The sequence below is a fragment of the uncultured Rothia sp. genome (assembly GCF_963507905.1).
In the GTDB taxonomy this organism is placed as follows: Bacteria; Actinomycetota; Actinomycetes; order Actinomycetales; family Micrococcaceae; genus Rothia.
Genome location: NZ_CAUOUU010000006.1, coordinates 1 through 26451, shown reverse-complemented (window position 1 = coordinate 26451; position 26451 = coordinate 1). Strand labels below are relative to the sequence as shown.

Annotated in this window: 23 protein-coding genes and 1 tRNA gene; 16 read left to right on the top strand and 8 right to left on the bottom strand. The window is 59.0% G+C overall.

Features of this window, described 5'->3' with window-relative positions; genetic code table 11:
• Positions 1–20 precede the first annotated feature (20 nt).
• On the top strand, positions 21–608 hold the full coding sequence (locus RQ593_RS05290) for a malonic semialdehyde reductase (RefSeq protein WP_070634324.1): 588 nt from the start codon (positions 21–23) through the stop codon (positions 606–608).
• 157 nt (positions 609–765) lie between these two features.
• Here the strand turns inward: RQ593_RS05290 and RQ593_RS05285 are convergent, their stop codons facing one another.
• From RQ593_RS05285 to RQ593_RS05265, 5 genes are all read right to left on the bottom strand, one after another.
• Positions 766–1722: a DUF4232 domain-containing protein gene (locus RQ593_RS05285; protein ID WP_297606142.1), complete on the bottom strand. Its 957-nt coding sequence runs from the start codon at positions 1720–1722 to the stop codon at positions 766–768.
• 2 nt (positions 1723–1724) lie between these two features.
• Positions 1725–2045, bottom strand: a complete 321-nt coding sequence (locus tag RQ593_RS05280; protein ID WP_005507166.1) for a 2Fe-2S iron-sulfur cluster-binding protein — start codon at positions 2043–2045, stop codon at positions 1725–1727.
• 279 nt (positions 2046–2324) lie between these two features.
• A complete protein-coding gene (locus tag RQ593_RS05275; protein WP_297606145.1) occupies positions 2325–3578 on the bottom strand; it encodes a cell wall biosynthesis glycosyltransferase in 1254 nt (417 codons plus the stop codon).
• Positions 3578–5182, bottom strand: a complete 1605-nt coding sequence (locus RQ593_RS05270; RefSeq protein ID WP_311450004.1) for a DNA repair protein — start codon at positions 5180–5182, stop codon at positions 3578–3580. Before RQ593_RS05270 ends, RQ593_RS05275 begins: the two co-directional genes overlap by 1 nt.
• A gap of 401 nt (positions 5183–5583) precedes the next feature.
• Positions 5584–5659 (bottom strand) — tRNA-Arg (locus RQ593_RS05265).
• Between the two features lie 500 nt (positions 5660–6159).
• On the opposite strand from RQ593_RS05265, the gene RQ593_RS05260 reads away from it, so the two are divergent.
• The 3 genes from RQ593_RS05260 (at position 6160) to RQ593_RS05250 (ending at position 10666) form a co-directional block, all read left to right on the top strand.
• The gene (locus RQ593_RS05260; protein ID WP_311450003.1) at positions 6160–8010 is read left to right on the top strand and encodes a phosphoenolpyruvate carboxykinase (GTP); all 1851 of its coding nucleotides are present in this window, start codon (positions 6160–6162) and stop codon (positions 8008–8010) included.
• A 370-nt stretch (positions 8011–8380) separates the two neighbouring features.
• Complete coding sequence (locus RQ593_RS05255) at positions 8381–8851, top strand: Rrf2 family transcriptional regulator (RefSeq protein ID WP_311450002.1); 471 nt, start codon at positions 8381–8383, stop codon at positions 8849–8851.
• A 633-nt stretch (positions 8852–9484) separates the two neighbouring features.
• On the top strand, positions 9485–10666 hold the full coding sequence (locus RQ593_RS05250) for an FAD-binding oxidoreductase (RefSeq protein ID WP_311450001.1): 1182 nt from the start codon (positions 9485–9487) through the stop codon (positions 10664–10666).
• A gap of 157 nt (positions 10667–10823) precedes the next feature.
• Here RQ593_RS05250 and RQ593_RS05245 read toward each other — a convergent pair whose 3' ends face one another.
• Positions 10824–12230: a phosphomannomutase/phosphoglucomutase gene (locus tag RQ593_RS05245; protein WP_311450000.1), complete on the bottom strand. Its 1407-nt coding sequence runs from the start codon at positions 12228–12230 to the stop codon at positions 10824–10826.
• A 137-nt stretch (positions 12231–12367) separates the two neighbouring features.
• Here RQ593_RS05245 and manA point away from each other — a divergent pair, with 137 nt between their 5' ends.
• The 3 genes from manA to RQ593_RS05230 all read left to right on the top strand — a co-directional run bounded on the left by manA (position 12368) and on the right by RQ593_RS05230 (position 15474).
• A complete protein-coding gene (gene manA / locus RQ593_RS05240; protein ID WP_311449999.1) occupies positions 12368–13555 on the top strand; it encodes a mannose-6-phosphate isomerase, class I in 1188 nt (395 codons plus the stop codon).
• Positions 13556–13839: 284 nt separating this feature from the next.
• Positions 13840–14109 (top strand): ACT domain-containing protein, encoded by a 270-nt coding sequence (locus RQ593_RS05235; protein WP_070641837.1) that lies wholly within the window; start codon positions 13840–13842, stop codon positions 14107–14109.
• A 9-nt stretch (positions 14110–14118) separates the two neighbouring features.
• Complete coding sequence (locus RQ593_RS05230; RefSeq protein WP_311449998.1) at positions 14119–15474, top strand: PFL family protein; 1356 nt, start codon at positions 14119–14121, stop codon at positions 15472–15474.
• A 131-nt stretch (positions 15475–15605) separates the two neighbouring features.
• Here RQ593_RS05230 and RQ593_RS05225 read toward each other — a convergent pair whose 3' ends face one another.
• Positions 15606–16745, bottom strand: coding sequence for a DNA polymerase III subunit delta' (locus RQ593_RS05225; RefSeq protein ID WP_070605025.1), 1140 nt, complete (start codon positions 16743–16745; stop codon positions 15606–15608).
• Complete coding sequence (gene tmk, locus RQ593_RS05220; protein ID WP_311449997.1) at positions 16742–17458, bottom strand: dTMP kinase; 717 nt, start codon at positions 17456–17458, stop codon at positions 16742–16744. The genes RQ593_RS05225 and tmk overlap by 4 nt, the downstream gene beginning before the upstream one ends.
• Positions 17459–17618: 160 nt before the next feature.
• On the opposite strand from tmk, the gene RQ593_RS05215 reads away from it, so the two are divergent.
• From RQ593_RS05215 to rlmB, 9 genes are all read left to right on the top strand, one after another.
• Positions 17619–18821, top strand: a complete 1203-nt coding sequence (locus RQ593_RS05215; protein ID WP_303944443.1) for a PLP-dependent aspartate aminotransferase family protein — start codon at positions 17619–17621, stop codon at positions 18819–18821.
• Positions 18822–18869: 48 nt separating this feature from the next.
• Positions 18870–19187, top strand: a complete 318-nt coding sequence (locus RQ593_RS05210; protein WP_303944441.1) for a DUF2516 family protein — start codon at positions 18870–18872, stop codon at positions 19185–19187.
• A gap of 220 nt (positions 19188–19407) precedes the next feature.
• On the top strand, positions 19408–20145 hold the full coding sequence (locus tag RQ593_RS05205) for a phosphoglyceromutase (RefSeq protein WP_311449996.1): 738 nt from the start codon (positions 19408–19410) through the stop codon (positions 20143–20145).
• A 183-nt stretch (positions 20146–20328) separates the two neighbouring features.
• Positions 20329–21456, top strand: a complete 1128-nt coding sequence (locus RQ593_RS05200) for a cell wall metabolism sensor histidine kinase WalK (protein WP_070833235.1) — start codon at positions 20329–20331, stop codon at positions 21454–21456.
• A 41-nt stretch (positions 21457–21497) separates the two neighbouring features.
• The gene (locus RQ593_RS05195; protein WP_005507150.1) at positions 21498–22181 is read left to right on the top strand and encodes a response regulator transcription factor; all 684 of its coding nucleotides are present in this window, start codon (positions 21498–21500) and stop codon (positions 22179–22181) included.
• Between the two features lie 15 nt (positions 22182–22196).
• Positions 22197–22940: a 2-C-methyl-D-erythritol 4-phosphate cytidylyltransferase gene (gene ispD, locus RQ593_RS05190; protein WP_311449995.1), complete on the top strand. Its 744-nt coding sequence runs from the start codon at positions 22197–22199 to the stop codon at positions 22938–22940.
• A gap of 73 nt (positions 22941–23013) precedes the next feature.
• Entirely contained in the window at positions 23014–23496 is a 483-nt protein-coding gene (gene ispF, locus RQ593_RS05185; protein WP_005509302.1) for a 2-C-methyl-D-erythritol 2,4-cyclodiphosphate synthase, read from the top strand.
• A gap of 82 nt (positions 23497–23578) precedes the next feature.
• The gene (cysS, locus tag RQ593_RS05180; RefSeq protein ID WP_070615672.1) at positions 23579–24997 is read left to right on the top strand and encodes a cysteine--tRNA ligase; all 1419 of its coding nucleotides are present in this window, start codon (positions 23579–23581) and stop codon (positions 24995–24997) included.
• 95 nt (positions 24998–25092) lie between these two features.
• A complete protein-coding gene (gene rlmB / locus RQ593_RS05175; protein WP_311449994.1) occupies positions 25093–26079 on the top strand; it encodes a 23S rRNA (guanosine(2251)-2'-O)-methyltransferase RlmB in 987 nt (328 codons plus the stop codon).
• Positions 26080–26451 lie beyond the last annotated feature (372 nt).

Genomic DNA, 26451 nt, shown 5'->3' with positions numbered 1-26451 from the left:
CAACACAAAGGAGCACCACCATGACCCGTCTGAACGACGAACAGCTCATCAACCTCTTCCACGAACCGCGCACCGTCTCCTCCTTCACCGAGGAGCCCGTCACCGACGAACAGCTGCGCCGCATCCAGGAGCTGACCTTCTACGGCCCCACCGCCTTCAACAGCCAGCCCCTGCGCATCACCTGGGTTAAGAGCCCCGAAGCACGCGAGCGCCTCGTTGCACACCTGGCTGACGGCAACAAGGCTAAGACCCAGGCGGCACCGGTCACCGCGATTCTCTCCGCAGACGCAAACTGGGTAGAGCACGCTGAGACCTTCAACCCCAACGCTGCCAGCTTCATCAAGGGCTTCTACACCACCGAGGAGCTTGCTACCCCCGCCGCTGAGCTGAGCGCTCACCTGCAGGCAGGCTACTTCATCACCGCAATCCGCGCCCTCGGCCTGGACGCTGGCCCCATGACCGGCGCAGACTTCGCCGGCATCAAGAAGGAATTCTTCGCGGATAACGCAGAGATCCCCTTCCTGATCGTCAACCTCGGTCACGGTGAGGCGCCCGCATACCCGCGCGGTGCACGCTTCAGCCACGATGAGGTTGCCCGCTCCCTCTAAGAGCGCGCGGCTACCGCATGGCTAAAGCTAAACCCTAGATTTAGGCTTAAAGATAGTTCAAGGGCGGTTCCCCATCACGGGGAACCGCCCTTGAACTATATGTGAACTATATGCGCACACAACGTGCCAGAGATGTTGTCACATCTGCAATGCCGCGTTAGCGGGCACCAAACTGACCCACCGACAGCTGCGGAACAGACGAGGAACACGCGGTCGTATCCAGCGGAACAATCACGCCACCGGAACCGGAGGGAAGGCCCACCAGGAAGCCCTGAACCGGTCGGCTACCGCAATCGTCACCGAAGCGAGCCGGGTACACCGAACGCAGCACCGCGGTGGTGCTATCGCCTGGTTTGAGGGTCACGCCCGCAGAGTTCATGTACTCAGCAGAGGCGGATGCCTCACGGCCGACCCAGGTTCCCGAAGAGCCCGCATGAACCACACGCGGGTAGCCGCGCAGGGTGCAAGAAGAATTCGAGGAGTTCTGGAAGTACAGCGTGTAGTTTCGGGCGCCGGGGGAGCCTTCTCCCACAGCAACCGAAATGTTCAGGTCATCCAGATCGCACTGGGTCGGGCCCTCAGCAACAGTGTTGCTGGAGGAATTAGAGGACTTCTCCGAGGAGCCCGAGGAGTTCGAAGAATTGGAAGAATTCGACGAGCTCGAAGAACCCGAAGAGTTCGAGGAGCTACCCGAAGAGTTGGAACCCGACTGTGAAGACGAGTTTGAGCTCTTCTGCGAATCCTGCTGAGAATCGGCAGAGTCATCTGACTTGCTCTGCTCGGAACCCTCGTGGGAGGACTCAGAAGAATGAGAGTCAGAGTTCTGCTTCGACTTGTGAGTCTCGGTGTGGGAAGAAGACTCGGAGTGCTCAGAGGAAGAGCCGTGGTTCTCCGCCTCGGGGGAGTTCACCACGGTAATGGAGCCCGGAGTCACCGAAGGGGTAGCCCCGTCAGAGGCTACTCGAATCGTGCCGGGCTTGACCGAAGCCGAAGCACTCGGCTGCGCCGAGGTGCCTTCAGCTTCCTGACCGGCCTGGGACGCGCCGCATCCACTGAGCGCGAGCACGCAACAGAGGAGGGTGGTTGATGCGAGTACCTGAGCCGATTTAAACATGATTACATCGCCGCCTGCATTTGGATTTCTGCTCCGTCCATACCGGGGGCGTACTCGACCTGGCAGCACAGGCGGGAGTATTCGTTGGCGACATCGTCGACCATGTCGAGCAGGTCCTGCTCAGCTTCGGTGCGTTCACCGGAAGCTTCGAAGTGCTCGGGGTCGATGAAGCCGTGGCAGGTAGCGCAGGATGCGTTACCGCCGCAGGTTGCGAGGACCGGCACACCGTTAGCCTGGAGGGCTTCCAGGAGGGTGTGGTGGTCTTCCCACTGAATGTCGTAGTTTACGCCTGCTTCGTCAGTGACCTTAATCGTTACGCCCATGCGTTCTCCTTCTTCTGTAGTGATGCGTTTCTATTGTAGAGGTAGGGGCTGTTATTCACCGTACTTTGTGGTGCATACCCAACCCTACCGTCACGCATATCACGGGAACGCATATTAATTTTTATGCTGAATAGCATGTCTGTATTGCCCCCAGTCTACCTCTTAAATCCCTGACAATGCGGGATATAGTCGTATATGAATACTGCCCCCAGATGCAAAGACATGCTGGGGGCAGTATAAAGAACCGGCACGCAGGCGCGCTTTAACGGTGACGAAGGCCTACTCTGATTCCTTCTCCGCAGCCTTCTCGGCGTCCTGCTTTTCTGCGCTGTGGTTATCGGAATTCTGGACTCTTCCTCCGGGGCCTCGCACAATACCGTGTACGCTATCGCGCGGATCGGCGTAGCGCAGGTCGATACCGAAGGTATTGCGGATCTGGCGTGCCGAGTTCAGGTGCCAGCGCTGCGAATCTGAGGGGGTCACGGAGGTGACCGCCTTCTGACCCGGAGCCAGCTTCTCGTGGCGAATATCGTAGTGCTTACCGCCCATGGTGATGGTGAAGCCGTGCTCCTGCAGCAACTGCACGAACGCGTCCACATCGTGCGGGATTTTGCGACCTCGCTGCCTTTTCGTACCGCTCATCCTCGGCTGCGATTCGAAGGGGTTACGGCTGGGCGCGGTGCCGCGGCTAATACGAATCACCTGCTGGTCGGAGTGCGAGAACTCCACCTGGTAGCCGTTGAGCGAGTACACGGTGCGGCTACTGCCGGGAATCGGGCGGCGGTCCTCAGCCTCATCGAGAATGCGGGCAATATACTCGCCGGTCAGGCCGAGCGCCTTCAGCTGTGCCTGGGCGTCGGGGGAGAGCTGGTAGCCTCCCGCGAGAGCCTGCAGCGGGCGTAACGCGAGCACCTCGGCGGTCAGGGGGTTGAGCACCACCTGGTAGCCTTCCTCCTCATGCGTATAGAGGGTAACTTCGCGACCGTAGCGGTTCTCCTGCGCGCTTTCCTGAACCACCGTGCTTGCGGGGGACTCGATGATGTCCAGCAGCAGCTCGTAGGTGAGGCCGTGGCGCATCATGTAGTCCATCACGCCGGGGAGCACACCGTAGATGCGGCGGCGCGGCGGCACATCGCCGTAGAATTCCTTCTCGATGCGCGCGGCAATACGCTGGTTCTCCAGCGGCACCTCGGTCAGCGGGATAAGGCGCTGGTTGGAGGGGCGAATCTTGGCGCGTGCGGCGGCGGGCTTGGGCGCCTGACGGTAAGCATCCACCAGCGTCTGCTGCTGCTCCACAAACTCCTGAGCGATGAGCGGCAGGAGGGTGAAGTAGAGCTCAGCAGCTTCGGGCTTGAGCGCGCCGTTCTCATCGAGCAGGGAAGCACCATCCTTTGAGAGCAGATTCCACGGCTTATCGTTTGCCGCGCTCTCTTCGGAACCCTGGTTCTCCCGGTAGCTATAGGTTGCGAGGGAGGCAAGCTCCTGCAGGCGAACGTACACCTCAAGAGGAACGGTAATCTGCTTCGCGGACATTATTTCTCCTCCTTAACGGTGTTTTCCGCCTGGGTGGCTTTATCTTCTGCCTGCTTCGCCAGGGTGTTGCTGAGCTCTTCGAGCTGCGCCTTACGCAGGGCTTCCGCGTGCAGGTTGTGGAAGTCCGGGGTCTTCGCCAGAGCCAAAACGGTCCGCTCATCCGGCGAGATTGCAATTTCCAGACCCTGCGCCGTGTAGATGCGGGTCCAGCCTTCAGCCATACGCACGCTCTCGGGACTGTTCAGCGTCTGAAGCATCAGATCGAAAACGAACGGCGGGTTCTTCTTCAGGAAGGTGCGGGCGCGCTCGCTGAACTCGAGCTCCAGGGCGTTGAGCGAGGTGTATTCGCCCTGCGCCAGGGAGGTTTGCGCCGCCTCGTTGTAGTCGGCGTCGTATTCGTCGATGACGGTGATAACTTCTGCGGAGGCGGTGTTCACGTCAACGCGGTAGTCGTCGTGCGTGAAGCGAATGGTCCAGTCGTTGATGCGTTCCGCGTCGCCCTCGCGCAGGATGGTGCGCACGAGCTCTTCGCTGATGTTTTCGCGTTCGAGGCGGTCGCGCAGGCTCGGGCGCAGTCGGTAGCTGCGTTCGCGGTCCTCGGCGGTAACGCCGCGAGGGGCTGCGGGTGCAGGTTCTGCTACGGGTGCGCTCGGGGCGGGTACGGCAAGCTTCGGCGCACCCGGTTTCGGCGCGTTCGGCTTCGGGGCTGCGGGTGCATTCGGCAAGGACTGGGCGAGCACCGGCTGATCTTCAACGGCTGCTTGCTCGGTTGCCGCTGCCGACTGGTTAGATTCCGCGGCGGCGGCTTCGGTAGCTTCTTCTGCTGCCTGCTGACGGGCGCGCAGACCCTCCAGGTACTCTTCGATGCGCGGCGGTCGGTAGGTCAGCGTGGACTTGCGGAACATGCCGGGGGAGGGGGCGCCGGGAGTCGGCGCAACAGGCTTGGGCGCAACAGGCTTGGGCGCTGCAGGAGCAACCGTGGCGGGCGTCGGAACCGTCTCTTCTGCAACCGCCTCTGCGGGTACTTCCACAGATGCTTCTTCCGGCACGCTGGGAGCCGGGCTGGGCGCCTGCGCCGCACGTGCCGCAAAGAGCGCGGGGGAGGGCGCCGGCTTTGGCACTGCAGGCTTCGGAGCCGCCGGCTTGGGGGCAGCTGGCTTCGGGGTATCAGCCGCGCTAACCTCAGCGTCCTCAACTACTGCAGGTTCGGCAGAAATAGTTTCAACCTCAGCTTCAACCTCAGTAACAGGGTCTGCGGCAGTTGCGGCTACCTGCAGCTCGTCCTGATCCTCGTCTGCAGGCTCTTCCTCGCCGCGACGCAGGGCGGCGACAAGTTCCTGACGGGAGGTATAAGGAATGATTTCCTCGGGTGAGTCGATATATCGGGGGAAGTTCTCGTAGAGAATCTTTGCTGCGGCCTCAAAGAGCTTCTCCGTGGTGGCGTTGGCGGCGGGTGCGCAGGGGCAGAGGAGCTCCTGGCGCTGCGCGTCGTAGAGGGACCAGTGGGCGCATCGTTCGGTGGGCGGGAAGTAATCGAGGGTTCCCAAATCAGCAATATCAATGAGCGCACCTATCAGGGACTGCGGAATGGATAGCTGTGCCATAGTGCTCCTTCGCGTTGTCTACTCTCCAACCTATGCGTGGAGGGTCCTCTTTCCATCCTAGGCGTTTTTTGGCGGGTGTGCCCCGGAGCACGTCATCTGGGAGCATAAATCTGCGGATTCACAGGTTGGGGCGCTTTTAGGCGCGGTTTTTGACACAGCGGGGACAGCGTCAGGTGGTGAAGCGTCCTTGCTGCACCTAGCTAGAGCCCGCAGTGTGTCGTACTGCAACATGTCGTACTGCAACATGTCGTACTGTGCGGTGGCTTGAGCTCTGCCCCGGGGCTTTTGGCAGAGCGTTTTCTGGGCGCGCTTTTTCCCCACACGCATCTTCCCGGGCGTGTCTTCCGGGTACGTCTTCTGGGCATACAAAAAATCCCCGGTTCCGAAGAACCGGGGATCGGTGGTGCGCCCGAAGGGATTCGAACCCCCAACCTTCTGATCCGTAGTCAGATGCTCTATCCGTTGAGCTACAGGCGCATGTTCCTCGCTTCGGATTTCTTCAACCCGTCGCGGCAACAGGTACTACTATACGGATGTCCTCAAGGGTGTGCAAGCCGAAAAACTCGAAATTGACCCAAAATCCCCTCCGCAGGAATCGAAAGCACCCCGTTTTGCCGCATGATTCCGGGGTTTTTCGTGTCGTAAAATTTTTTCAAAATATTTTCTCGGCACCCTAAAACCGGCACTGCAGGTCCCTGAAATCCCCCGGAGGATCCCGTCGTAAGCCCTAAAAATTCTTTACAGAAATCCTCTCGTACTCTAAGAATGTGATGCGCAGAACTTAAGAAATGGCGTTATAGAAAGCTCTACAGACCATTAATGCGTTATTCTGTAAGCATCACGAGGAAGTGGAGACTGTCCAAGCGTGCATATTCACGATTATTTGCACGCTTGTAGTGTTTAACTGCTTCTTTGTTACCGCAGACCTATCCGGATCAATGTAGTATCCGGGCCACCGATTGAAGGGGAAAATGTCAATGGCTGACACCTCAACTCGTACTCTCTCTGCCGAACTCGAAAAGGAGCTGCAGAACGCACCCACCACCCACCAGGGCCTCCTGGATTGGGTTCGCGAGGTTGCGGCACTGACCCAGCCCGCACACATCTACTGGGTCGACGGCACCCAGGAAGAATATGACCGCCTGGCACAGGAGCTGGTCGACGCCGGTACCTTCGTTCGCCTCAGCGATCACGAATTCCCGAACTCTTACGCAGCTTTCTCCGATCCTGACGACGTTGCACGTGTCGAGGAGCGCACCTTCATCTGCTCCGAGACCGAAGAAGGCGCAGGCCCGACCAACAACTGGCGCGACCCTGTCGAAATGAAGCAGACCCTGACCGGTCTGTTCGAGGGCTCCATGCGCGGTCGTACCATGTACGTCATTCCCTTCGTCATGGGCTCCCTGAAGGCTAAAAACCCCAAGATTGCTGTTGAGCTCAGCGACTCCGCATATGTTGTGTGCTCCATGCGCATCATGGCAACCATTGGTAAGGACGTTCTTGCCAAGCTGAACGAGACCAACGGCTTCTTCGTCAAGGCTCTGCACTCTGTCGGTGCACCCCTGGAGCCCGGTCAGGAAGACGTTCCCTGGCCCTGCAACCCCGAGAAGTACATCGTCCAGTTCCCCGAGACCCGCGAAATCTGGTCCTTCGGCTCCGGCTACGGCGGTAACGCACTGCTCGGCAAGAAGTGCTACGCACTGCGTATCGCATCCGTTATCGGTCGCGACGAGGGCTGGATGGCAGAGCACATGCTCATCCTGAAGATGACCAACCCCGAGGGCAAGGTCCGCTACATCTCCGCAGCGTTCCCCTCCGCATGTGGCAAGACCAACTTCGCAATGATGGAGCCCACCATTGACGGCTGGAAGGCTGAGATGGTCGGTGACGACATCGCATGGATCGAGTTCGACGAGAACCACCAGGCACGCGTGGTCAACCCCGAGGCTGGCCTGTTCGGCGTGGCACCGGGCACCGGTTACTCCACCAACCCGAACGCTATGAAGGCTATCGCCAAGGGCAACACCATCTTCACCAACGTTGCACTGACCGACGACGGCTCCGTCTGGTGGGAGGGCAAGACCGACGAGGCTCCCGCACACCTGACCGACTGGACCGGTAAGGACTGGACCCCCGAGTCCGGCCGCCCGGCAGCTCACCCGAACTCCCGCTTCTGCACCCCCGCATCCCAGGTCGACATGCTCGCTCCCGAGTACTACGACCCCGAGGGTGTGCCGCTGAGCGCTATCGTTCTGGGCGGTCGCCGTAAGACCACCATCCCGCTGGTTTCCGAGTCCGAGAGCTGGGAGCAGGGCGTCTTCCGCGCAGTTACCCTCTCCTCCGAGACCACCGCGGCTGCTAAGGGCGCTGTCGGCGTGATTCGTCGCGACCCGATGGCAATGCTGCCCTTCATCGGCTACAACGCTGGTGACTACTTCAAGCACTGGCTGGACCTGGGCAAGAAGCACGGCACCGAGAACATGCCGAAGGTCTACTACGTCAACTGGTTCCGCCGCACCCCCGACGGTGGCTTCGCATGGCCCGGCTTCGGCGAGAACTCTCGCGTTGTGAAGTGGATCTTCGACCGCCTCGACGGCAAGGCTGGCGGCCAGGAGACCTTCCTGGGCACCGTTCCCACCAAGGAAGACCTGGACCTGACCGGTCTGGAAATCTCCGAGGAAGAGCTGAAGGCTGCTCTGGCTGTCTCAAAGGAAGAATGGGCTGCTGAACTGCCCGGCATCGACGAGTGGCTCGAGAAGTTCGGCGACAAGCTGCCCGCTGAGGTTCGCGAACAGCGCGACGCTCTGGCGAAGGCTCTGGAGGACTAAGACACTCCTGCTAATACCTAAGGTTTAGCGCCTTGAAGGGGCGGAATCTCTCGATGAGATTCCGCCCCTTCCTTCCGTTTGGGGGAAATTTGAATCCCTGTCAGTTGGGGAGTGATAAATTTTCTCGCAAGGGCGTGAGTGTAAGGCTATGCAGTCCACTTGCTCTTGAGAAATACTTTACAATCCCCGCCGGGGTGGTTTGGCGCAGAAGTGGCTATCCATAATTTCTTGCCTCTCTTGCCGCCCCTATACAATTCCAATGTAAGATTTTTGAACGCGTCGAACCCGCCCGGGCTCGCGCATCCGTTGCCGTCTCTGTGGAAGTTCTCTGTGGAAGTGACGGCGGCACGAGAGATGAGAAGGAGTATCCATGCGTTTGACAGCATTCTCGGATGTCTCGCTCCGCGTTCTGATGCTCCTGTCTGCTCTGGAGCCCGGTCAGAAGCTTTCCACTCAGAAGATTGCTGAGGGAGTGGACACCCCCTACAACCATGTGGCGAAGGCTGTGGCTTTCCTCGTGAACATGGGTTACCTGGATTCGACTCGCGGTCGCGCCGGTGGCGTTATGCTTTCCGATGCTGGTCGTTCTGCGACCGTCGGCACTGTTCTTCGCGCTACTGAGGGCGATATCCCCATGATTGAGTGTGAGGACGAGAACGGCCACTGCCCCCTCGATAAGTTCTGCCGCCTGCGCAATGTGCTGGCGAAGGCTCGTGAGGCGTTCTATGCTTCGGTGGACTCGGTTGTGATTAGCGAGCTGACTGCCGGTGCACGTCCCGTTGGCCCGGTATTTGTGGAGCTGGGCTTCGCGCCTCCGGAGAATGCGCTGCCTGTGCGCTAGGCCTGCACGCTAAAGGAATACGTGGTACCTGTGGAGCTTTCCGGTGGGAGGCTCCATAGAGTTTTTAACACGAAGTTTAGGGTGTTTCTGCGGTTGATGCGGGGGCTGCTGGGTGGTTCACGCGGGGATCTCTCGGCTTTCTTGTAGGGGTTTTCGAGGGGAGTGGGGAGTATTTTGCTGCTGCTTGCGTGACTGCTGGAACCTGTGTGATTCCTGAATTTGTGCAGGAAATGCAGAATGTTGCAAACTTGCTTTTCAAATGCAGAAAATGTGACCATATTCATTTTTGCACCACACTGCATACTTTCCGTAGTAAATATATTTTCGCTCCAGAATTTTTATGCATACTTCGGGGCTAGTCACCCGGCGAACTCAAAAACAGTGCTGAAAATATATAGTGTGACGCTCGGCTCTCTCTTTGAGTCAAGGTGAACCATAAGTCTCGCCTAGACCCCTCAACACCCCTCAGGGAGTGACCTGCACTCAGCGCAAACACCCCGCAAAATGCTACGGTAAGGGTGCTTTATAAACACTCCGTCACCAACTGAGCTGTCCGAGTGAACGCCCCAGCATCACCCACATCAAGGGCGTCACCACAACGACCGAGGTGACCACACAGGAAGAAGGCAAGACATGCTCTCCGAGAAGTCCCGCCCCATTATTGAGGCAACGCTGCCCATCATTGCTGAGCGCATCAACGACATCACCCCCGACTTCTACCGTCGAATGTTCGCCGCTCGCCCCGACCTGATGGACGGCATGTTCTCCCGCTCCTCCCAGCTCGAAGGCACCCAGCCCAAGGCGCTGGCAGGCTCCATCGCCGTGTTCGCTTCCTACATCGTTCAGAACCCGAACTCCTACCCCGACGAGGTCCTCTCCCGCGTTGCTCACAAGCACGCCTCCCTGGGCCTGAAGGAAGAAGAGTACCCCACCGTCTACAAGTACCTCTTCGAGGCAATCGCCGCTAACCTGGGCGACCTGGCTACCCCCGAAATCGTTGAGGCATGGACCGAGGTCTACTGGCTCATGGGCAACGCCCTCATCAAGCTGGAGAAGGGCCTGTACGCTTCCCAGGCAAACGACGTCATGTCCGCACCCTTCAAGCTCGTTGAGCGCAAGGAAACCGGCGAGAACGTCGTCGTGCTGACCTTCGAGCCCGCCGACGAGACCCCCATGACCGAGTCCAAGGGCGGCCAGTACATCTCCATCGTCGTTCCCGCACGCGACGGCCTGCGCCAGGCACGCCAGTACACCCTGCTGCCCAGCGAAAAGAACCAGCGCCGCATCGGTGTGAAGCTCGACCCCAACGGCGAGATGACCTCCATCCTGCACGAGCTGGAAGTCGGCGCAGTCGTCGAGATTTCCAACCCCTACGGTGACCTGACCCTGGAAGGCTTCGGCGACCCCGAGGCACCGCTGTACCTCTTCTCCGCAGGTATCGGCACCACCCCCATGCTCAGCTTCCTCTCCGAGCTGGTTGAGAAGGGCTCCGAGCGCCCCGTGACCGTGGTCCACGCAGACCGCCGCCTGGACACCTGGCCCCTGCGCGAAGAGCTCGCCGAGCTCGTAGGCAAGCTGCCCAACGCCCGCCTCGTATCCTTCATCGAGGGCGAGGGCGGCGACTTCACCGGCCGTGTCGACGTGTCCAAGCTGGACGTGCCCTCCGACGCTAACGTTTACCTCTGCGGCCCGCTGCCCTTCATGCAGGGCGTACGCTCCGCACTGGTGGAGGCAGGCGTCCCCGGCAAGAACATCAACTACGAGATCTTCGGCCCCGACCAGTGGATGCTCCACGACCAGGCACGCGAGGCGTAAAAACCCCGTAAGCCGGCTCGTCCGCTAGGTTTCTTAAACCCGGCTAGGTTCTTCCTCTGAGATAGGAGAACCTAGCCGGGTTTTTAGAACCCAAAATAAAAGATCCCGTCCCGCAGAAATAATCTGCGGGACGGGATCTTTAGCAGCTAGCTAGTGCTTAGCCCTGGCGAACCAGAGCCAGAACCTCGTCGCGGACGCGCTCCATAGTCGCAACATCCGGTGCCTCAAGGTTCAGGCGCAGGAAAGGCTCGGTGTTCGAAGGACGCAGGTTAACCCACCAACCCTCTTCGGTGTTGGTGAAGGTGGTGCCGTCGGAGTCCTCAACAACCACGGGAGCGTTAGCGTAGTGTGCACGAACGCGGTCCACAGCGGCAGCCTTGTCTTCCAGCTCGGAGTTGATCTCACCGGAAGCAACGTAGGGGGAGTACTTCGCGCTGATCTCGGAGAGGGGCTTGTCGCCGCCACCCAGAGCAGCCAGCACGTGCATTGCAGCGAGCATGCCGGTGTCTGCGTTGAAGAAGTCCTTGAAGTAGTAGTGAGCGGAGTGCTCGCCACCGAAAACGCCGTTCTCCTCAGCCATAACAGCCTTGATGAAGGAGTGGCCCACGCGGGTCTTCACTGCGCGGCCGCCCAGCTTCTCAACCAGCTCAGGAACAGCCTTCGAAGTAATCAGGTTGTAAATGATAACGGGCTCTTCGTTGCCCTCAGCCTTCGCACGAGCAATCTCGCGCTCAGCAACCAGAGCGGTCACAGCGGAAGGAGTGACGGGCTCACCCTTCTCGTCGATGACGAAGCAACGGTCAGCGTCGCCGTCGAATGCCAGACCAATGTCAGCACCGTGCTCAACAACAGCCTTCTGCAGGTCAACCAGGTTAGCCGGCTCCAGCGGGTTAGCCGGGTGGTTCGGGAAGGTGCCGTCCAGCTCGAAGTACAGGGGAACGATTTCCAGGGGCAGGCCCGGCAGGATGGTGTCGCCCAGAACAGCGGGAGTGGTCATACCACCCATGCCGTTACCAGCGTCAACAACAACCTTCAGGGGGCGGATGGAAGACAGGTCAACCAGCTTGCGCAGGTACTCTGCGTAAGGCTTGAGGATGTCCTTCTCAGAAACGGTGCCGACCTTCTCCACAGAAGGAATCTCGCCCGCATCCAGGTACTTCTGAGCCAGGTCGCGAATATCGAACAGGCCGGACTCGGAAGACAGAGGAACAGCGCCAGCCTTAGCCATCTTCATGCCGTTGTACTCTGCGGGGTTGTGGCTAGCGGTGAAGGTAACACCGGCAGCGTTCTCAACGCCACATGCGAAGTACAGAACGTCAGTGGAGATCAGGCCGATCTTCTCAACATTTGCACCGCGAGCGGTTGCACCCTGGGCGAATGCATCCATGAATTCGGGGGAGGAGGGGCGCATGTCGCCACCGACCAGAATGGTCTGGCCCTCCAGGTCCAGAACGTCTACGAAAGCCGCACCGGTAGCGCGAACAGTCTCTGCGGTAATGGTCTCGCCGACGATGCCACGCACGTCGTACGCTTTGAATGAGTCATGTAGATTAATAGTAGTCACGCCTTTTATTTTAGCGGTAAAGAAGTGCAACTAGCCTCTATAATGGGCAGGTAAAACCTTATAAATTCCGCTGAATGTATGGGTTTTTTATCACTTCACTTACTTCAAACAACTCACGTCGAGAGGTATTTTCCCCCATGGGTGAGATTTTTTCCCTAAAAAACCAGATTCAGAATTATGCGTGGGGTTCCCGCGAAATTCTCGGACGCATGCGTGGCGTGCCCGTCCCCACCGAACAGCCCGAGGCTGAGGTGTGGGTTGGCGCGCATCCGGCTGCGCCCTCCCGTGCCACTGTTGACGGCACCGAATCCCCGCTCAACGAGCTGATTGTGGAGAACCCTTCCCGCTTCCTGCGCCCGAACCGTACCTCCGACTGGTTCCCCTTCCTCTTTAAGATCCTTGCGATTGATGCACCCCTGTCCATTCAGGTGCACCCCACCCCCGAGCAGGCTATCGCCGGCTTCGAGGACGAGCAGGCACGCGGCATCGCGATTGACGCGCCGCACCGCAACTACAAGGACCGCTACTCCAAGCCCGAAACCGTCATTGCGCTGACCCAGATGCGCGTGCTGACCGGTGTGCGCACCTCCGAGCAACTGGCAGAGCTTGCCGAGGCGTTCAAGGCGGGCTGGTTGGCAGAGCGCGTGGAACTTACCCCCAAGCAGCTGCTAACCGAGATTATTCGCATGCCCGAAGAGACCGCCACTGCGGCTGTTGAGCAGCTTGTCGAGGCGGCGGCACAGCTGACCGGCTCCGAGAACGCGCTCATTGCGGATGCCGCTGAGCTCGTGCAGATTGTTGCCGGCAAGTACCCCGGCGACCGCGGTCTGCTCGTCGCCTTCGTCATGAACCTGGTACACCTGGCACCGGGCGAATCCGCATTCACCCCCGACGGTCAGGTACACGCCTACGTTTCGGGTACCGCCATTGAGTTGATGAACCCCTCCGATAACGTGATGCGCGCGGGCCTGACTGCAAAGCACATCGACACCGAGGAGCTCATCAAGGTTCTCGGCGAAAGCCAGGACGCCCCCGTAATCCAGCGCCCCACCCCCGAGAACGCACCTGTCGGCACCTACGCCATGTGGGATGAGCGCATGAGCGTAACCCGCATCCGTGTTGAAGAGGGCAAGCCGCAGGAGTACACCTTCGAGGGTATTAGCGCCGCACTGAGCGTATCCGGCGAAATCACCATTCACGCAGCGGACGGCAACGGCACCGAGGAGTTCGTGCTGGGCGCCACCGAGTCGGTACTGCACGTGGGTGAGCCCTCCGTGGCAACCCTGAGCGGCAGTGGCGAACTGTACATCGCTTCGTACGTTTAGGAAATACTTCTAGACAGTTATAACTAGACAGTTATAAGGGGCATTAAAAATAGGTCGCTCCGCTAACGAAGCTAATAAAGAATCCACGTTTTTCCCTGTATTTATTCAGACCGGGAAGGCGTGGATTTTTTATGCCCCGTCAGCGTGAGTAATGGCGGCTTTTTGTGTTCCCCCTACAGAATGTGTTCTGAGTAACCTATAATTGGTCTTATAAATATGCGTATACCTGTGCCTTTATGCGCGCATTCCTTGAGTACGCAACCCCAAACCGCTAGGAGAACACCGTGAAGATCATCCTCACCGTCACAGGCATTGACCACGAAGGCATCATCGCCGCCGTGACCGCAACCCTCGCAGAACGCAAGGTCAACGTCCTCGACGTCTCCCAGACCATCATGGGCGAATACTTCACCATGATCATGCACTGCTCCTTCGACGAAGAGCAGCAGAACCTCATCGACCTGCAGGAAGCCATGACCGGTGTCGAGCACGAACAGAAGGTCCAGATTCGCATTCAGGCAGAATCCATCTTCAAGGCAATGCACACCATCTAAGGCACCACTATGCTCAACACCAACATTCTAGAAACCATCCGAATGATCGAGGAGCAGAAGCTCGACATTCGCACCGTCACCATGGGCATCTCCCTGCTCGACTGCGCCGACTCCGACGGCGAAGTAGCCCGCCGCAAGATTTACGACAAGATCACCAGCCGCGCGGCAAACCTCGTCAGCGTTTGCGAAGGTATCGAAGCTGAACTCGGCATCCCGATTGTCAACAAGCGCATCGCCGTCACCCCCATCGCACTGGTGGCAGGCGCCTCCAAAGATGAGGACTACGTAGAATTCGCCCGCACCCTCGACGCTGCCGCCAAGGCAGTCGGCGTGAACTTCGTCGGTGGCTTCAGTGCCCTCGTCGACAAGGGCATGACCCCCGCTGACGAAAAGCTGATTCGCTCCATCCCGCGAGCGCTCGCAGAGACCGACGTGGTCTGCTCCTCCGTAGACATTGGCTCCTCCCGCGCTGGCATCAACATGAGCGCCGTCAAGCTCATGGGCGAGACTATTCGCGCCACCGCAGACCTGACCGCGGACGCGCACGGCTTCGGCTGCGCCAAGCTCGTCGTCTTCGCAAACGCCGTCAGCGACAACCCCTTCATGGCGGGTGCATTCCACGGCGTGCAGGAGGCAGACACCACCATCTCCGTGGGCGTCTCCGGCCCCGGCGTGGTGCACCGCGCCCTGCAGAAGGTCCGCGGCGAATCCTTCGACACCTGCGCAGAAGAAATCAAGAAGGCAGCCTTCAAGATTACCCGCGTCGGCCAGCTGGTCGGTACCCTCGCCGCTGAACGCCTTGGCGTGCAGTTCAACATTATCGACCTCTCCCTGGCACCCACCGCAGAGATTGGCGACTCGGTCGCACACATCCTCGAGGAAATGGGTCTGGAAACCGTCGGTACCCACGGTACCGTCGCAGCCCTCGCACTGCTCAACGATGCGGTGAAGAAGGGCGGCCTCATGGCGTGCTCGAACGTCGGTGGCCTCTCCGGCTCCTTCATCCCGATCTCTGAGGATATCGGCATGATTGAATCCGCCGCAGCCGGACACATCAGCCTCGACAAGCTCGAAGCAATGACCGCCATCTGCTCCGTCGGCCTGGACATGGTCGCGGTTCCCGGTGACACCTCCGCCGCCACCCTCGCCGCAATGATTGCCGACGAGGCAGCCATCGGCGTGATGAACCACAAGACCACCGCGGTCCGCGTGATTCCGGCCGTCGGCCTGGGCGTAGGCGACATGGTCGAATTCGGTGGCCTGCTCGGTCGAGCACCCGTCATGCCCACCCATACCCCGAGCGCGGATGCGTTCATCGCCCGCTGCGGTCGTATTCCGTCGCCGGTTCACGGTTTCCGCAACTAAGCTCGATTCCGCAACTAAACTCTAGGGGCACTGAGAACCAATAGAAAAAGGGGAGGCATCGAAGAATATTTCTTCGGTGCCTCCCCATTTTGTGCTGTCTTGAAGAGCCAAAGACTCTTGTCTGAGCGTTTCTAATACACGAAGCGGCTCATCAATGCTTCAAGCGCCAGACGCGCATTTGCGTTCGTCCGCAGGCGACGCAGAGTCAGCTCAATCGCCTGCACATCCTCCAGTAGCTGCAGGGCGGAACGGCGGGTGCAGAACGCTTCTAGGGGCTCACGCAAATGCTCATTGACCAGCGGAGCCTTCGCCGACAGAGCCACCGTCAACGCATCACGCAGTACCGTCTGAACCTGCGCCACGGAACGCAACAGCGTATCGGAGGAAACGCGCTTAGCGCGGCGCTTCTGCTGCTCCTCCAGACGGCGAACCTGCGCTCGCAAAGATGGCGAAACCCGCTCGCCCTCACGAATACCCAACAGAGTCAGCAGCTCCTGGCGTTCCTGCTCATCCTTGAGAGCGGAGACGGCCTGTGAGTCCTGGTCGGCAAGGTCAGTGAGCTTCTCAGCTGCATTGAAAGCCGAAGAAATAGAACGAACATTCAGAATCAGGGAGGTAATCAGCTCCCGACGAGCCATCGCCTGCTCATCGGTTGCCAGACGGTACCCCTCCTGCGCATCACCCAGAGCCAGACGGGCCGCACGCTGCGCCAACGGATCAGCCACGCCGTGCGCCAGCAAATACTCGTGCACCTGAGCATCCGTCGGAACTGGCAGCTGAACCGGACGGCAACGCGAACGAATCGTCACCAGCACGTCAGTGGGGGAGGGCGCCGTCAGCAGCCAAATCGTGTGCGGCGGCGGCTCCTCAATTGCCTTCAACAACACATTGGAGGTACGCTCCGGCATGCGTTCGGTGTCCTCGACCAGAATCACGCGCCAACGACCCACGGTTGGGCGGTCCTGAGCCTTCATGACCAGCTCGCGTGCCTCATCAATGCTGATCTGCATCGCCTCGGTACTAAAGTGCGTAAAATCCGCGTGCGAACCGTTCATCACGGTCACACAACCCTTGCACTGGCCGCACCCGCGGTTCTGCGGGTCGGGTTGCTCGCACAGCAGAGCGGCGGCGAAAACCTTTGCCGCCTCACGGTGAGGCGCGCCGGTCGCCCCGGTAAACAGCCAAGCGTGCGTGGGGCGGTCAGCTGCGGCGTCTGCGCGTAGCTGCTGGAGCTTATCGGCGGGAATCAGCAAGGTGTCCCAGAGACTCATGCGTCCTCCTGCGGGGTGCGGACCAGGTCGCGGGCGGCAAGCAGAGGTTCAATCACCTCAAGCACACGTTCGTGTACCTCATCAATTGTGCCCACGCCGTCAATGATGCGGTGCGAACCGTTAGCGTCCTCGCGGGCGATCTGCTCGAACGCGCCGTGAATACGCGCCTTGAACGCCGCACCTTCAGCCTCAATACGGTCGACGGTGCCGCGCTGGTCCATGCGTTCCTGCTCGGCACTCAGCGGCACGCTCAACAGCAGGGTTGCGTCGGGAACCAGATCGGCGGTGGCCCAACGGCTCAAATCGACGATGGTTTCAACGCCCAGATCACGGCCTACGCCCTGGTAGGCGGCAGAAGAGTCAATATAGCGGTCGCTGAGTACGATGGCGCCCTCAGCGAGCGCCGGGCGAATCAGCTGGGAGGCGTGTGCCGCGCGGGACGCCGCAAAAATCAGTGCCTCGGTGCGGTCGTCAATGGTGCCCTGACCTGCCTCAAGGACGAGCGCTCGCAGCTTTTCGCCAATCTCGGTGCCGCCGGGTTCGCGGGTGGTGATGACACGGTATCCGCGGGCGCGTAGTGCTTTATCCAGCAAGGTAAGCTGGGTGGTTTTGCCGGCGCCGTCGCCTCCTTCAACCACGATAAAAAGCCCGCGGCGACCGGTCGGGTCGGCGGGAAGATTCTGCGCATCGGGGGTGTAGCTGAGAGTATCCATCACTTCTTAAGGGTACCGGGTCTGCCCAAATCCTCGGTGTGGCTTCGGCGACGGGTCCGAACAGCGTTGAGTGCGCTTACAGGTAAAAAACATGTAAATCCTGTGTACCGTCACCGGCGTGGGCGTGCGTTCTGGGCGTGGGTGTGCCAGGCTTAAAGGCATGAGTGCAGATAACCACGACATGAATTACTCCGCCGAGACCTTCGTCGTCTCCGGCGGCCGCCCGGCACACGAGCATGACGCGCCGGTGAACCCCCCGATCGTTCTTTCTTCCACCTACCGCGGCGTGGACGCTGTCAACATTGAGCAGGACCGCGTGTACGCCCGCTTCTCGAACCCCACCTGGGAGGGTATGGAAGAGGTTGTGGCGAAGCTGGAGAACGCATCCCAGCCGGGTCTGCTGTTCCCCTCCGGCATGGCTGCTGTCGCCGCTGTGATTGACCTGGTGCCGGTTGGTTCCATTGTGCTGATTCCGAAGCACGCGTACATGGCGTCGGTGACCCTGTGCAAGGATTTGGAACGCCGCGGCATCATTGAGCTCATTCGCGTGGACATTGAAGACACCGAGAGCGTTATCGCCGCTATGGAGGATGCCGCATCCCGCGCCGACGTGACTCCCGAGAACGTGAACTACTCGGCACCGAAGGTCCTGGCGTGGCTGGAGAGCCCGACTAACCCGATGCTTGAGGTCGCTGACCTGCCCGCACTGCTGACTGCCGCCCGCCGCCTGGGTATTGTGACCGCGGTGGACAACACCTTCGCGACCCCGATTCTGCAGCGTCCCCTGGATTTGGGTGCTGACGTCGTGGTTCACTCCGCAACGAAGTTCCTTGCAGGCCACTCTGATGTTCTGCTGGGTATGACCCTCACCTCGAATGAGGAGCTGTACAAGGCGATGCTGCACCACCGCATCACCAATGGCGCAATCCCCGGTCCCGTGGAGGCGTGGCTCGGTCTGCGCGGTCTGCGCACCCTGGCGCTGCGCGTGGAGCGTGCGGTGCAGAACGCGCAGGTACTGGCTGAGCGCCTGAGCGAGCACCCCTTCGTGACCGAGGTGCGTTACCCGGGTCTGGAGAGCGACCGCGGTCATGAGGTCGCGAAGAAGCAGATGGACGGTTTCGGTGCGATTCTCTGCGTCACCCTGGATACCGACGCGGCTGGTGCCCGTAACGTTGTGGAGGCGCTGAAAGTGTGGACCCCGGCAACTTCCCTGGGCGGTGTGGAGTCCCTGGTGGAGCGTCGCCGTCGCCACGGTAACGAGCCGGACTCGATTCCGGAGTCCCTGCTGCGCCTGTCGGTGGGTATTGAGAACGTTGATGACCTTTACAATGACTTGGTTGAGGCCTTTAAGGTTGTCCGCTAGGCACTTTGCTAGGGTTGTCTAGAGAAGCTGCTGATTCTAAGGAATACTATGTCTCCTATCCTGTTGGTCTGGTACGTGACCACTTTTGTTGATACGCTGCTGGCTATTGCAGCTGCTGTGGTTGGTGTGCTGGCTTTTGTGCGTGCGTGGATGTCTCCGGCTAATGCTTATGAATTTGCTGGTAAGCGCCCGAAGAACACCTGGCTGGCTTTGACCGGTGGTGCTGCCGCGGTGTCGCTGTTTAGTGTTTTTGCTGCGGTGACTGGTGGCGGTAATACTGTGCTGATTCTTCAGCTGGTTGCTGCTGTGATTAGCTGCGTGTTCCTGGCTGGTGTGTGGCCTTCGGTTGGTCGCCGCCGTTTCTAGCGTTAGCTTGTGCGCTCGCTTTGAGCGATAGAGTGTGAGGCCTCGCGTGCCCTCTGGCGGGTTTGTCCCGGTCGGATGGTGTGCGGGGCTTTGCCCTTTTCTGGCCGGGTTTTTGAGCCTTTCGTTCTGGTAGAAAAGACCCTTATAAATTTTTGGGAGAATGCATATTTTCTAGGCTCTAAGGCATGACAAACCGGCGGGTAAATGAAAAAATAGAGGTATGACTTACAAACTAGTACTCCTGCGCCACGGCCAGTCTGAGTGGAACGAGAAGAACCTGTTCACCGGCTGGGTGGACGTTAACCTGACCGATAAGGGCCGCGCTGAGGCTAAGCGCGGCGGCGAGCTGCTGGCAGAGCGCAACATCCTCCCCGATGTTGCTCACACCTCCCTGCAGCGTCGCGCAATCAACACCGCAAACCTTGCACTGGATGCAGCAGACCGTCTGTGGATTCCCGTCAAGCGCACCTGGCGCCTGAACGAGCGTCACTACGGTGCTCTGCAGGGTAAGAACAAGTCCGAGATTCGCGAGGAATACGGCGACGAGAAGTTCATGACTTGGCGTCGTTCCTACGACGTTCCGCCGCCCCCGCTGGACGACAACGACCCCTACTCGCAGGCACACGACCCCCGCTACGCGAATGTTGAGAACGCTCCCCGCACCGAGTGCCTGAAGGACGTTCTGGGCCGTATGCTTCCCTACTGGGAGTCGGACATCAAGCCCGACCTCGCAGCAGGCAAGACCGTTCTGGTTGCTGCACACGGTAACTCCCTGCGTTCGCTGGTCAAGCACCTCGAGGGTATTTCCGATGAGGACATTGCTGGCCTGAACATCCCCACCGGTATTCCGCTGTACTACGAGCTGGATGAGAACTTCAAGCCCGTCAAGGCTGGCGAGTACCTGGACCCCGAGGCTGCTAAGGACGCTATTGCTGCCGTAGCAAACCAGGGTAAGTAATACCTTCGACAGGGTTTCGCCCCTGTACTTGTGATGAGCCGTCCACCGGTAAGGTGGGCGGCTCATTGCGTTCTCTGCCAGGTTTCCGCACGGAGGGCGTGTCTGAGAAGAGGCGCGCTCGCCTGAGTGCTGGGTAGCAGCCACATTTATACTGAGTGGGGTACTCGAATAGAAGGGAAGTACATGGATGCCGGTCTGATCGCCTTTATTGCGGGCATGATAGGTCTGCTGGTGGGCGTCCTGAGCATGAACGCGGTGGCGCGTAGTGAGCGTGAGCAGGAGCGTAGCTTGGTGTCGGCGCCGGCGCTGCGTGATGGTGCCGCTCAGGTGCTTGCTGTGATTGGTCGCGCCTACTTGGTGATTGATGAGGTGGGCGGCGTGGTTCAGGCTTCTCCGGGTGCTTATGCGATGGGTCTGGTGCGTGGCCATACGGTGGCGTCTGATGAGCTGGCGGATATGATTCGCACGGTGCGTCATCGCGGTATTTTTGTGGAGCGTAGCTTTGAGATTGACCGCGGTGAGGGCGAGGCGCTGGTCCTGGATGTGCGTGTTGCGTCGCTGGGCGATGAGTACATTCTGGTGCTGGCTGATGACCGTACTGAGATTTCTCGTGTTCAGCGTATGCGTAATGACTTTGTGGCGAATGTGTCGCATGAGTTGAAGACTCCGGTGGGTGCGGTGAGTCTGTTGGCTGAGGCTATTGAGCAGGCGAGTGATGACCCTGAGGCGATTGAGTATTTTGTGGGTCGTCTGCATAAGGAGACTCGCCGCCTCTCTGCGCTGGTGCGTGACATTATTGAGCTGTCGCGTCTGCAGTCGACCGATGTGATTGCGCGTGGTGGTCCGGTGTCGGTGCCTTCTTTGGTGGCTGATGCGGTGGATCGTTCGCATATTGTGGCGGAGGAGAAGGACATCCAGATTTCTACCCGCATTGAGGAGGTCCCCGAGGTGTATGGTGACGCCGAGCTGCTCGGTATTGCTGTGCAGAACGTGGTGGAGAATGCGGTGCGGTATTCGCCGGAGCATACGAAGGTGGATATTTGGGTGCATCGTGTGGCTGATCAGCTGCTGGTTGAGGTTTCTGATCAGGGCGTGGGCATTCCTGAGGATGAGCAGAAGCGTATTTTTGAGCGTTTTTACCGGGTTGATCCGGCTCGTTCGCGTCAGACGGGCGGTACCGGTTTGGGCTTGAGCATTGTGAAGCATGTGATGACTCAGCACGGTGGTAGCGTGACGGTTCGTTCGATGCCGCAGGAGGGCTCGACGTTTACGTTGGCGTTGCCGCTGAATGAGGCTCCGGTCGCAGTGTAGTGTTAGCGGTATAGGTTTTATGGAATCGAAGGAAATTATTGATGTCTAAAATTCTGATTGTTGAGGACGAAGAGGCCCTCTCGGATCCTCTGGCGTTTTTGCTGGGCCGTGAGGGTTTCCAGACGATTGTTGTGGATAACGGTCTGGATGCTCTGCCGGTGTTTGACCGCGAGGGCGCGGATTTGGTGCTGCTGGATGTGATGCTTCCGGGCATGTCAGGTATGGAGGTGTGCCGTAAGCTGCGTGAGGTGTCTTCGGTCCCGATTATCATGCTGACCGCTAAGGATTCTGAGCTGGATAAGGTTCTGGGTCTGGAGCTGGGCGCTGATGACTATGTGACGAAGCCGTATTCTGCGCGTGAGCTGATTGCTCGTATCCGTGCGGTGTTGCGTCGTCGTTCGGCGGAGACTGATTCTGCTACTGAGTCGGTGCTGCAGGGCGGCCCGGTGCGTATGGATATTGACCGCCACGTGGTGACGGTTAATGGTGAAGAGATTTCTATGCCGCTGAAGGAGTTTGAGCTCCTGGAGATTCTGCTGCGCAATGTGGGTCGTGTGATGACTCGTGGCCAGCTGATTGAGCGCGTGTGGGGCGCCGACTATGTGGGCGATACGAAGACCCTGGATGTGCATATTAAGCGTCTGCGTTCGAAGATTGAGCCGGATTCTTCTGCCCCGCAGTATGTGGTGACGGTTCGCGGCTTGGGCTATAAGTTCGAGGCGTAGGCGGGCTTGAGACTGATGACTTCTGCTTCTGCGGCGAATACTGCTGTGATTGTTTTGGCGGCTGGTTCGGGTACTCGTCTGGGTGAGCCGATTCCGAAGGCTGCTGTGCGTGTGCACGGTCGTACTTTGCTGGATTATGCGTTGGAGGGTGCGCTCGCTTCGGGTGTTGCTGAGCATGTGGTGGTGACTGTTCCTGCTGATTGTTCGGTGAGTTGCCCGGAGCTTTTGGAGGATGCCCGCCGTGCCGGTGCGTTGATTACCGCCGGTGGTGATACGCGTACTGCTTCGGTGGTTGCGGCGTTGGACGCTTTGAAGGATGCGCAGGTTCCGGTGGATTATGTGCTGATTCATGATTGCGCTCGTGCGTTTACTCCGCCGCAGGTGTATCACCGTGTGCTTGAGGGCCTGGGTTCTGAGAGCCCGCAGGGTGTTGTGCGTGCGGTGATTCCTGTGTTGCCGGTGGTGGATACGGTGAAGACCGTGGATTCTGCTGGTGTGGTGACGGGTACTCCTTCGCGTGCGCAGATGCGTGCGGTGCAGACTCCTCAGGGCTTTGAGGTGGCTGCCCTGTTGGCGGCGCATGAGCGTAGCCGTTCCCTGCCTGCTGAGGAGGCTGAGCTGCTCACTGATGATGCGATGGCGATGGAGGCGGCGGGTGAGCCGGTGTTGACGGTTGCAGGGGACGCGGATGCGTTTAAGGTGACGACTCCGATGGATTTGCGGGTTGCTCGCGCGCTGTTTGGTGATTCTGCTACCTAAGCCTGCGGTCTAGCGTCTCTTTTGCCGAGGCGCTGCTGCTGAGAAGATGTTTGATTGATTGAAGGGTCCTGTGATGACTGTTATTCCTCGTGTTGGTACCGGTGTTGATGTCCACGCTTTCGGTGAGGAGGGCACTCCTCTGTATATTGCTGGTCTGCATTGGCCGGGTGAGCGTGGTTTGAGCGGCCATTCTGATGGTGATGTGGTGGCTCATGCTGCCGCGGATGCTCTTTTTGCCGCCTCTGGCACGGGGGATTTGGGCTCTAATTTCGGTGTGGATCGCCCGGATATGAAGGGTGCTTCGGGTGTTCGTATTCTTTCTGAGGCGGCGGCGATTGTGCGTGCTGCTGGTTTTGAGATTGGTAATGTGAGCGTTCAGCTGGTGGGTAACCGCCCGAAGTTCTCTCCGCGCCGTGATGAGGCGAACCGCGTGCTGAGCGAGGCGGCGGGTGCCCCGGTGACGGTGATTGCGACGACTACTGACGGTCTGGGTTTGACGGGCCGCGGTGAGGGTGTGGCTGCTATTGCGACGGCGCTGGTGTATCCGCGTTCGTAGGTGTTTGGTTGCTTCGAGCCATTCTGTAACCTATCGCTGATTTACCGCCCCGGCGTCTGAGCCGACCCCGTAGAATGAGAGTGTGACTATGCGTTTTTATGATTCAGCTTCCGCGACTATTCGCGAGTTTGAGCCCGTCGTGCCCGGTGAGGCGCGTATCTATTATTGTGGTGCTACGGTGCAGGGTGAACCGCATCTGGGCCATATCCGTTCGGCGTTGGTTTTTGACCAGTTGAGCCGTTGGATGCGTTACCGCGGTTTGAAGGTGACGACGGTCCGCAATGTCACTGATATTGATGACAAGATTTTGGCGAAGTCTGCTGATTCTATGGAGCCCGGTTTTGAGGGTGAGTTCCCGAATGAGCAGTGGTGGGCGCTCGCGTACCGTTTTGAGAAGGTTTTTGCTCAGGCGTATGCGGCGTTGGGTATTGATCCGCCGACGTATGAGCCGCGTGCGACCGGTCATATTCCGGAGATGTTTGCTCTGATTCAGCGTCTGATTGATCGCGGCCACGCGTACCCTGCGCTGGATGATTCTGGTGACGTGTATTTTGATGTGCGTTCGTGGGGTAAGTATGGTGCGCTGACGAATCAGAGCGTTGAGGATATGCAGGATTCTGCGGATGCTGATCCGCGCGGTAAGCGTGACCCTCGCGATTTTGCCCTGTGGAAGGGTTATAAGGAGGGTGAGCCGCTGACTGCTTCGTGGGAGTCTCCGTGGGGTCGCGGCCGTCCGGGCTGGCACCTGGAGTGCTCGGCGATGGCTGGTAAGTATTTGGGTTCGCGTTTCGATATTCACGGTGGCGGTTTGGATTTGCGTTTCCCGCACCATGAGAATGAGCTGGCGCAGTCGACTGCAGCTGGCGATGATTTCGCGAATTTCTGGATGCATAACGGCATGGTCACCTATGAGGGTGAGAAGATGTCGAAGTCTATCGGTAATACGATTTCGCCGGCGCAGATGCTGCAGATGGCCCGTCCGCTGGTGGTTCGCTATTACCTGGGTAGTGCGCATTATCGTTCGATTCTTGATTACCGTCCGTCGTCTCTGCAGGAGGCGGCAACCGCTATTGAGCGTGTTGAGGCGTTCCTTGCTGCAACTCAGGATGTGCTGAAGCCGGGTCGTGAGGTTCCGGAGGCTTTTGCAGAGGCTATGGATGATGACGTGAATATTCCGCGTGCTCTGGCGGTTCTGCATGAGCAGACTCGTGCGGGTAATGCGGCGCTTGCTGCCGGTGAGGATGCTTCGGAGGCGGCGAACGCTGTGATGGCTATGGCTGAGGTTCTGGGCCTGGCGCAGCTGATGAGCTTTAATGCTGAGGGCACTTCGGGTGCTGAGCATGAGGCTCTGGATGCGCTGATTCAGGCTGTGTTGGCGGAGCGTGCTGATGCTCGTGCTCAGAAGGATTGGGCGAAGGCTGATGCGATGCGTGATCTGTTGGCGTCTGCTGGTGTGCAGGTGAAGGATGGCGCGAATGGTTCGAGCTGGAGCGTTGGCTAGAGGGTGATGTGCCCCGCGTTTGTGCGTAAGGCTTAGGTCGCGCGGGTTTCTCTCGCGTAGACTCGTATTCATTACTTTGACGAAGGAAGAGAAGAATGGCTAAGGCAGGTTCGCGCCCGGGCGCTACCACCAAGAAGAAGGGTGCTACTAAGGGCACTGGCGGTCACGGTCGTAAGGCGCTTGAGGGTAAGGGTCCTACTCCGAAGGCTGAGGACCGCGTTTATCACAAGGCGCATAAGATGAAGCGTGCGGCTGAGCGTCGTGCTGCTACCGGTACGAACCGTAAGTTCCAGACTCGTCTGGGCGGTAAGCGTGCTAGCGATGAGCTGGTGACTGGTCGTAATGCGGTGCTTGAGGCTCTGCGTACTGAGATTCCCTCGAAGCACTTGTACATCATGAGCCGTGTTGAGGTTGATGACCGCGTTCGCGAGATTATGACTATTGCGAATAAGCGCAATATTCCGATGCTGGAGATTCCGCGTAGCGAGCTGGATCGTTTGACTGATGGTTCTGTGCATCAGGGTGTTGCGATGCAGATTCCGCCGTACAAGTACCCGGACGCTACTGACCTGGTGCTGGATACTATGGAGCGTTGGCACTCGGGTAAGCTGTCGACTCCGCCGCTGTTTGTTGCGCTGGACGGTATTACTGATCCGCGTAACCTGGGTGCGATTATTCGTAGCGTGTCCGCGTTCAGCGGTGATGGCGTGATTATTCCTGAGCGTCGTTCGGCTGCTGTGACTGCTGGTGCCTGGAAGACTAGTGCTGGTGCGGCTGCTCGTATTCCTGTTGCGATGGCGACTAACCTGACTCGTGTGATTCAGCAGGCTAAGGAGCAGGGTATTTTCGTGATTGGTCTGGATGGCGGTGGCGATATTGAGCTGCCGGCTCTGGAGCTTGCGAATGAGCCGCTGTGCGTGGTGGTTGGTTCTGAGGGTAAGGGCCTGTCCCGCCTGGTGACTGAGAACTGCGATCAGATTGTGTCGATTCCGATTGATTCTGCGATGGAGTCTTTGAACGCGGCGATGGCTGTGGGCATTACTCTGTACGATGTGTCCCGTCGTCGTGCTGCAGCGAAGTAGAGACTGACTGTGAAGAGGGAGGGCGCCCCCGTGAGGGGGTGCCCTCCCTTTCTATGTGTTCTCTTCTTGCCTTTATCCGAGGTTTCGGGAGAGTTTTAGGGGCTTTTGGGCCTCTTGTGAGGCTTTTTAAACTTTTTTTGAAGAAATTTTGAAGGGCTTACCCTGCGTTGACTAGGGGTTTTAGTGCTCTGTTCAGGTCAGAATGAACCTAAAACCCCGTATTTGTGTGCTACTTCACCCGTTTTCGGGTTGCAGGGGTGTTTGGGGGTCTGTATAGTTGTATGAGTCGCCGCGGCGAGGGGGAAAAAACGAAGAGCTTCTTCGGTGTTTCTCCTAGTCAGAGGCGGTTGAATGACTTTCAATTGTATAGTG

What these genes read in the sequence shown, in the direction of transcription:
- RQ593_RS05230 (WP_311449998.1), top strand. Translation starts at nt 14,119, where the DNA reads ATGCTCAACACCAACATTCTAGAAACCATCCGAATGATCGAGGAGCAG.
- RQ593_RS05280 (WP_005507166.1), bottom strand. Translation starts at nt 2,045, where the DNA reads ATGGGCGTAACGATTAAGGTCACTGACGAAGCAGGCGTAAACTACGAC.
- tmk (WP_311449997.1), bottom strand. Translation starts at nt 17,458, where the DNA reads ATGGATACTCTCAGCTACACCCCCGATGCGCAGAATCTTCCCGCCGAC.
- RQ593_RS05250 (WP_311450001.1), top strand. Translation starts at nt 9,485, where the DNA reads ATGCTCTCCGAGAAGTCCCGCCCCATTATTGAGGCAACGCTGCCCATC.
- RQ593_RS05200 (WP_070833235.1), top strand. Translation starts at nt 20,329, where the DNA reads ATGGATGCCGGTCTGATCGCCTTTATTGCGGGCATGATAGGTCTGCTG.
- RQ593_RS05260 (WP_311450003.1), top strand. Translation starts at nt 6,160, where the DNA reads ATGGCTGACACCTCAACTCGTACTCTCTCTGCCGAACTCGAAAAGGAG.
- ispF (WP_005509302.1), top strand. Translation starts at nt 23,014, where the DNA reads ATGACTGTTATTCCTCGTGTTGGTACCGGTGTTGATGTCCACGCTTTC.
- RQ593_RS05275 (WP_297606145.1), bottom strand. Translation starts at nt 3,578, where the DNA reads ATGTCCGCGAAGCAGATTACCGTTCCTCTTGAGGTGTACGTTCGCCTG.
- RQ593_RS05210 (WP_303944441.1), top strand. Translation starts at nt 18,870, where the DNA reads ATGTCTCCTATCCTGTTGGTCTGGTACGTGACCACTTTTGTTGATACG.
- RQ593_RS05290 (WP_070634324.1), top strand. Translation starts at nt 21, where the DNA reads ATGACCCGTCTGAACGACGAACAGCTCATCAACCTCTTCCACGAACCG.
- RQ593_RS05195 (WP_005507150.1), top strand. Translation starts at nt 21,498, where the DNA reads ATGTCTAAAATTCTGATTGTTGAGGACGAAGAGGCCCTCTCGGATCCT.
- RQ593_RS05215 (WP_303944443.1), top strand. Translation starts at nt 17,619, where the DNA reads ATGAGTGCAGATAACCACGACATGAATTACTCCGCCGAGACCTTCGTC.
- manA (WP_311449999.1), top strand. Translation starts at nt 12,368, where the DNA reads ATGGGTGAGATTTTTTCCCTAAAAAACCAGATTCAGAATTATGCGTGG.
- RQ593_RS05205 (WP_311449996.1), top strand. Translation starts at nt 19,408, where the DNA reads ATGACTTACAAACTAGTACTCCTGCGCCACGGCCAGTCTGAGTGGAAC.
- RQ593_RS05225 (WP_070605025.1), bottom strand. Translation starts at nt 16,745, where the DNA reads ATGAGTCTCTGGGACACCTTGCTGATTCCCGCCGATAAGCTCCAGCAG.
- RQ593_RS05270 (WP_311450004.1), bottom strand. Translation starts at nt 5,182, where the DNA reads ATGGCACAGCTATCCATTCCGCAGTCCCTGATAGGTGCGCTCATTGAT.
- ispD (WP_311449995.1), top strand. Translation starts at nt 22,197, where the DNA reads ATGACTTCTGCTTCTGCGGCGAATACTGCTGTGATTGTTTTGGCGGCT.
- RQ593_RS05255 (WP_311450002.1), top strand. Translation starts at nt 8,381, where the DNA reads ATGCGTTTGACAGCATTCTCGGATGTCTCGCTCCGCGTTCTGATGCTC.
- rlmB (WP_311449994.1), top strand. Translation starts at nt 25,093, where the DNA reads ATGGCTAAGGCAGGTTCGCGCCCGGGCGCTACCACCAAGAAGAAGGGT.
- RQ593_RS05285 (WP_297606142.1), bottom strand. Translation starts at nt 1,722, where the DNA reads ATGTTTAAATCGGCTCAGGTACTCGCATCAACCACCCTCCTCTGTTGC.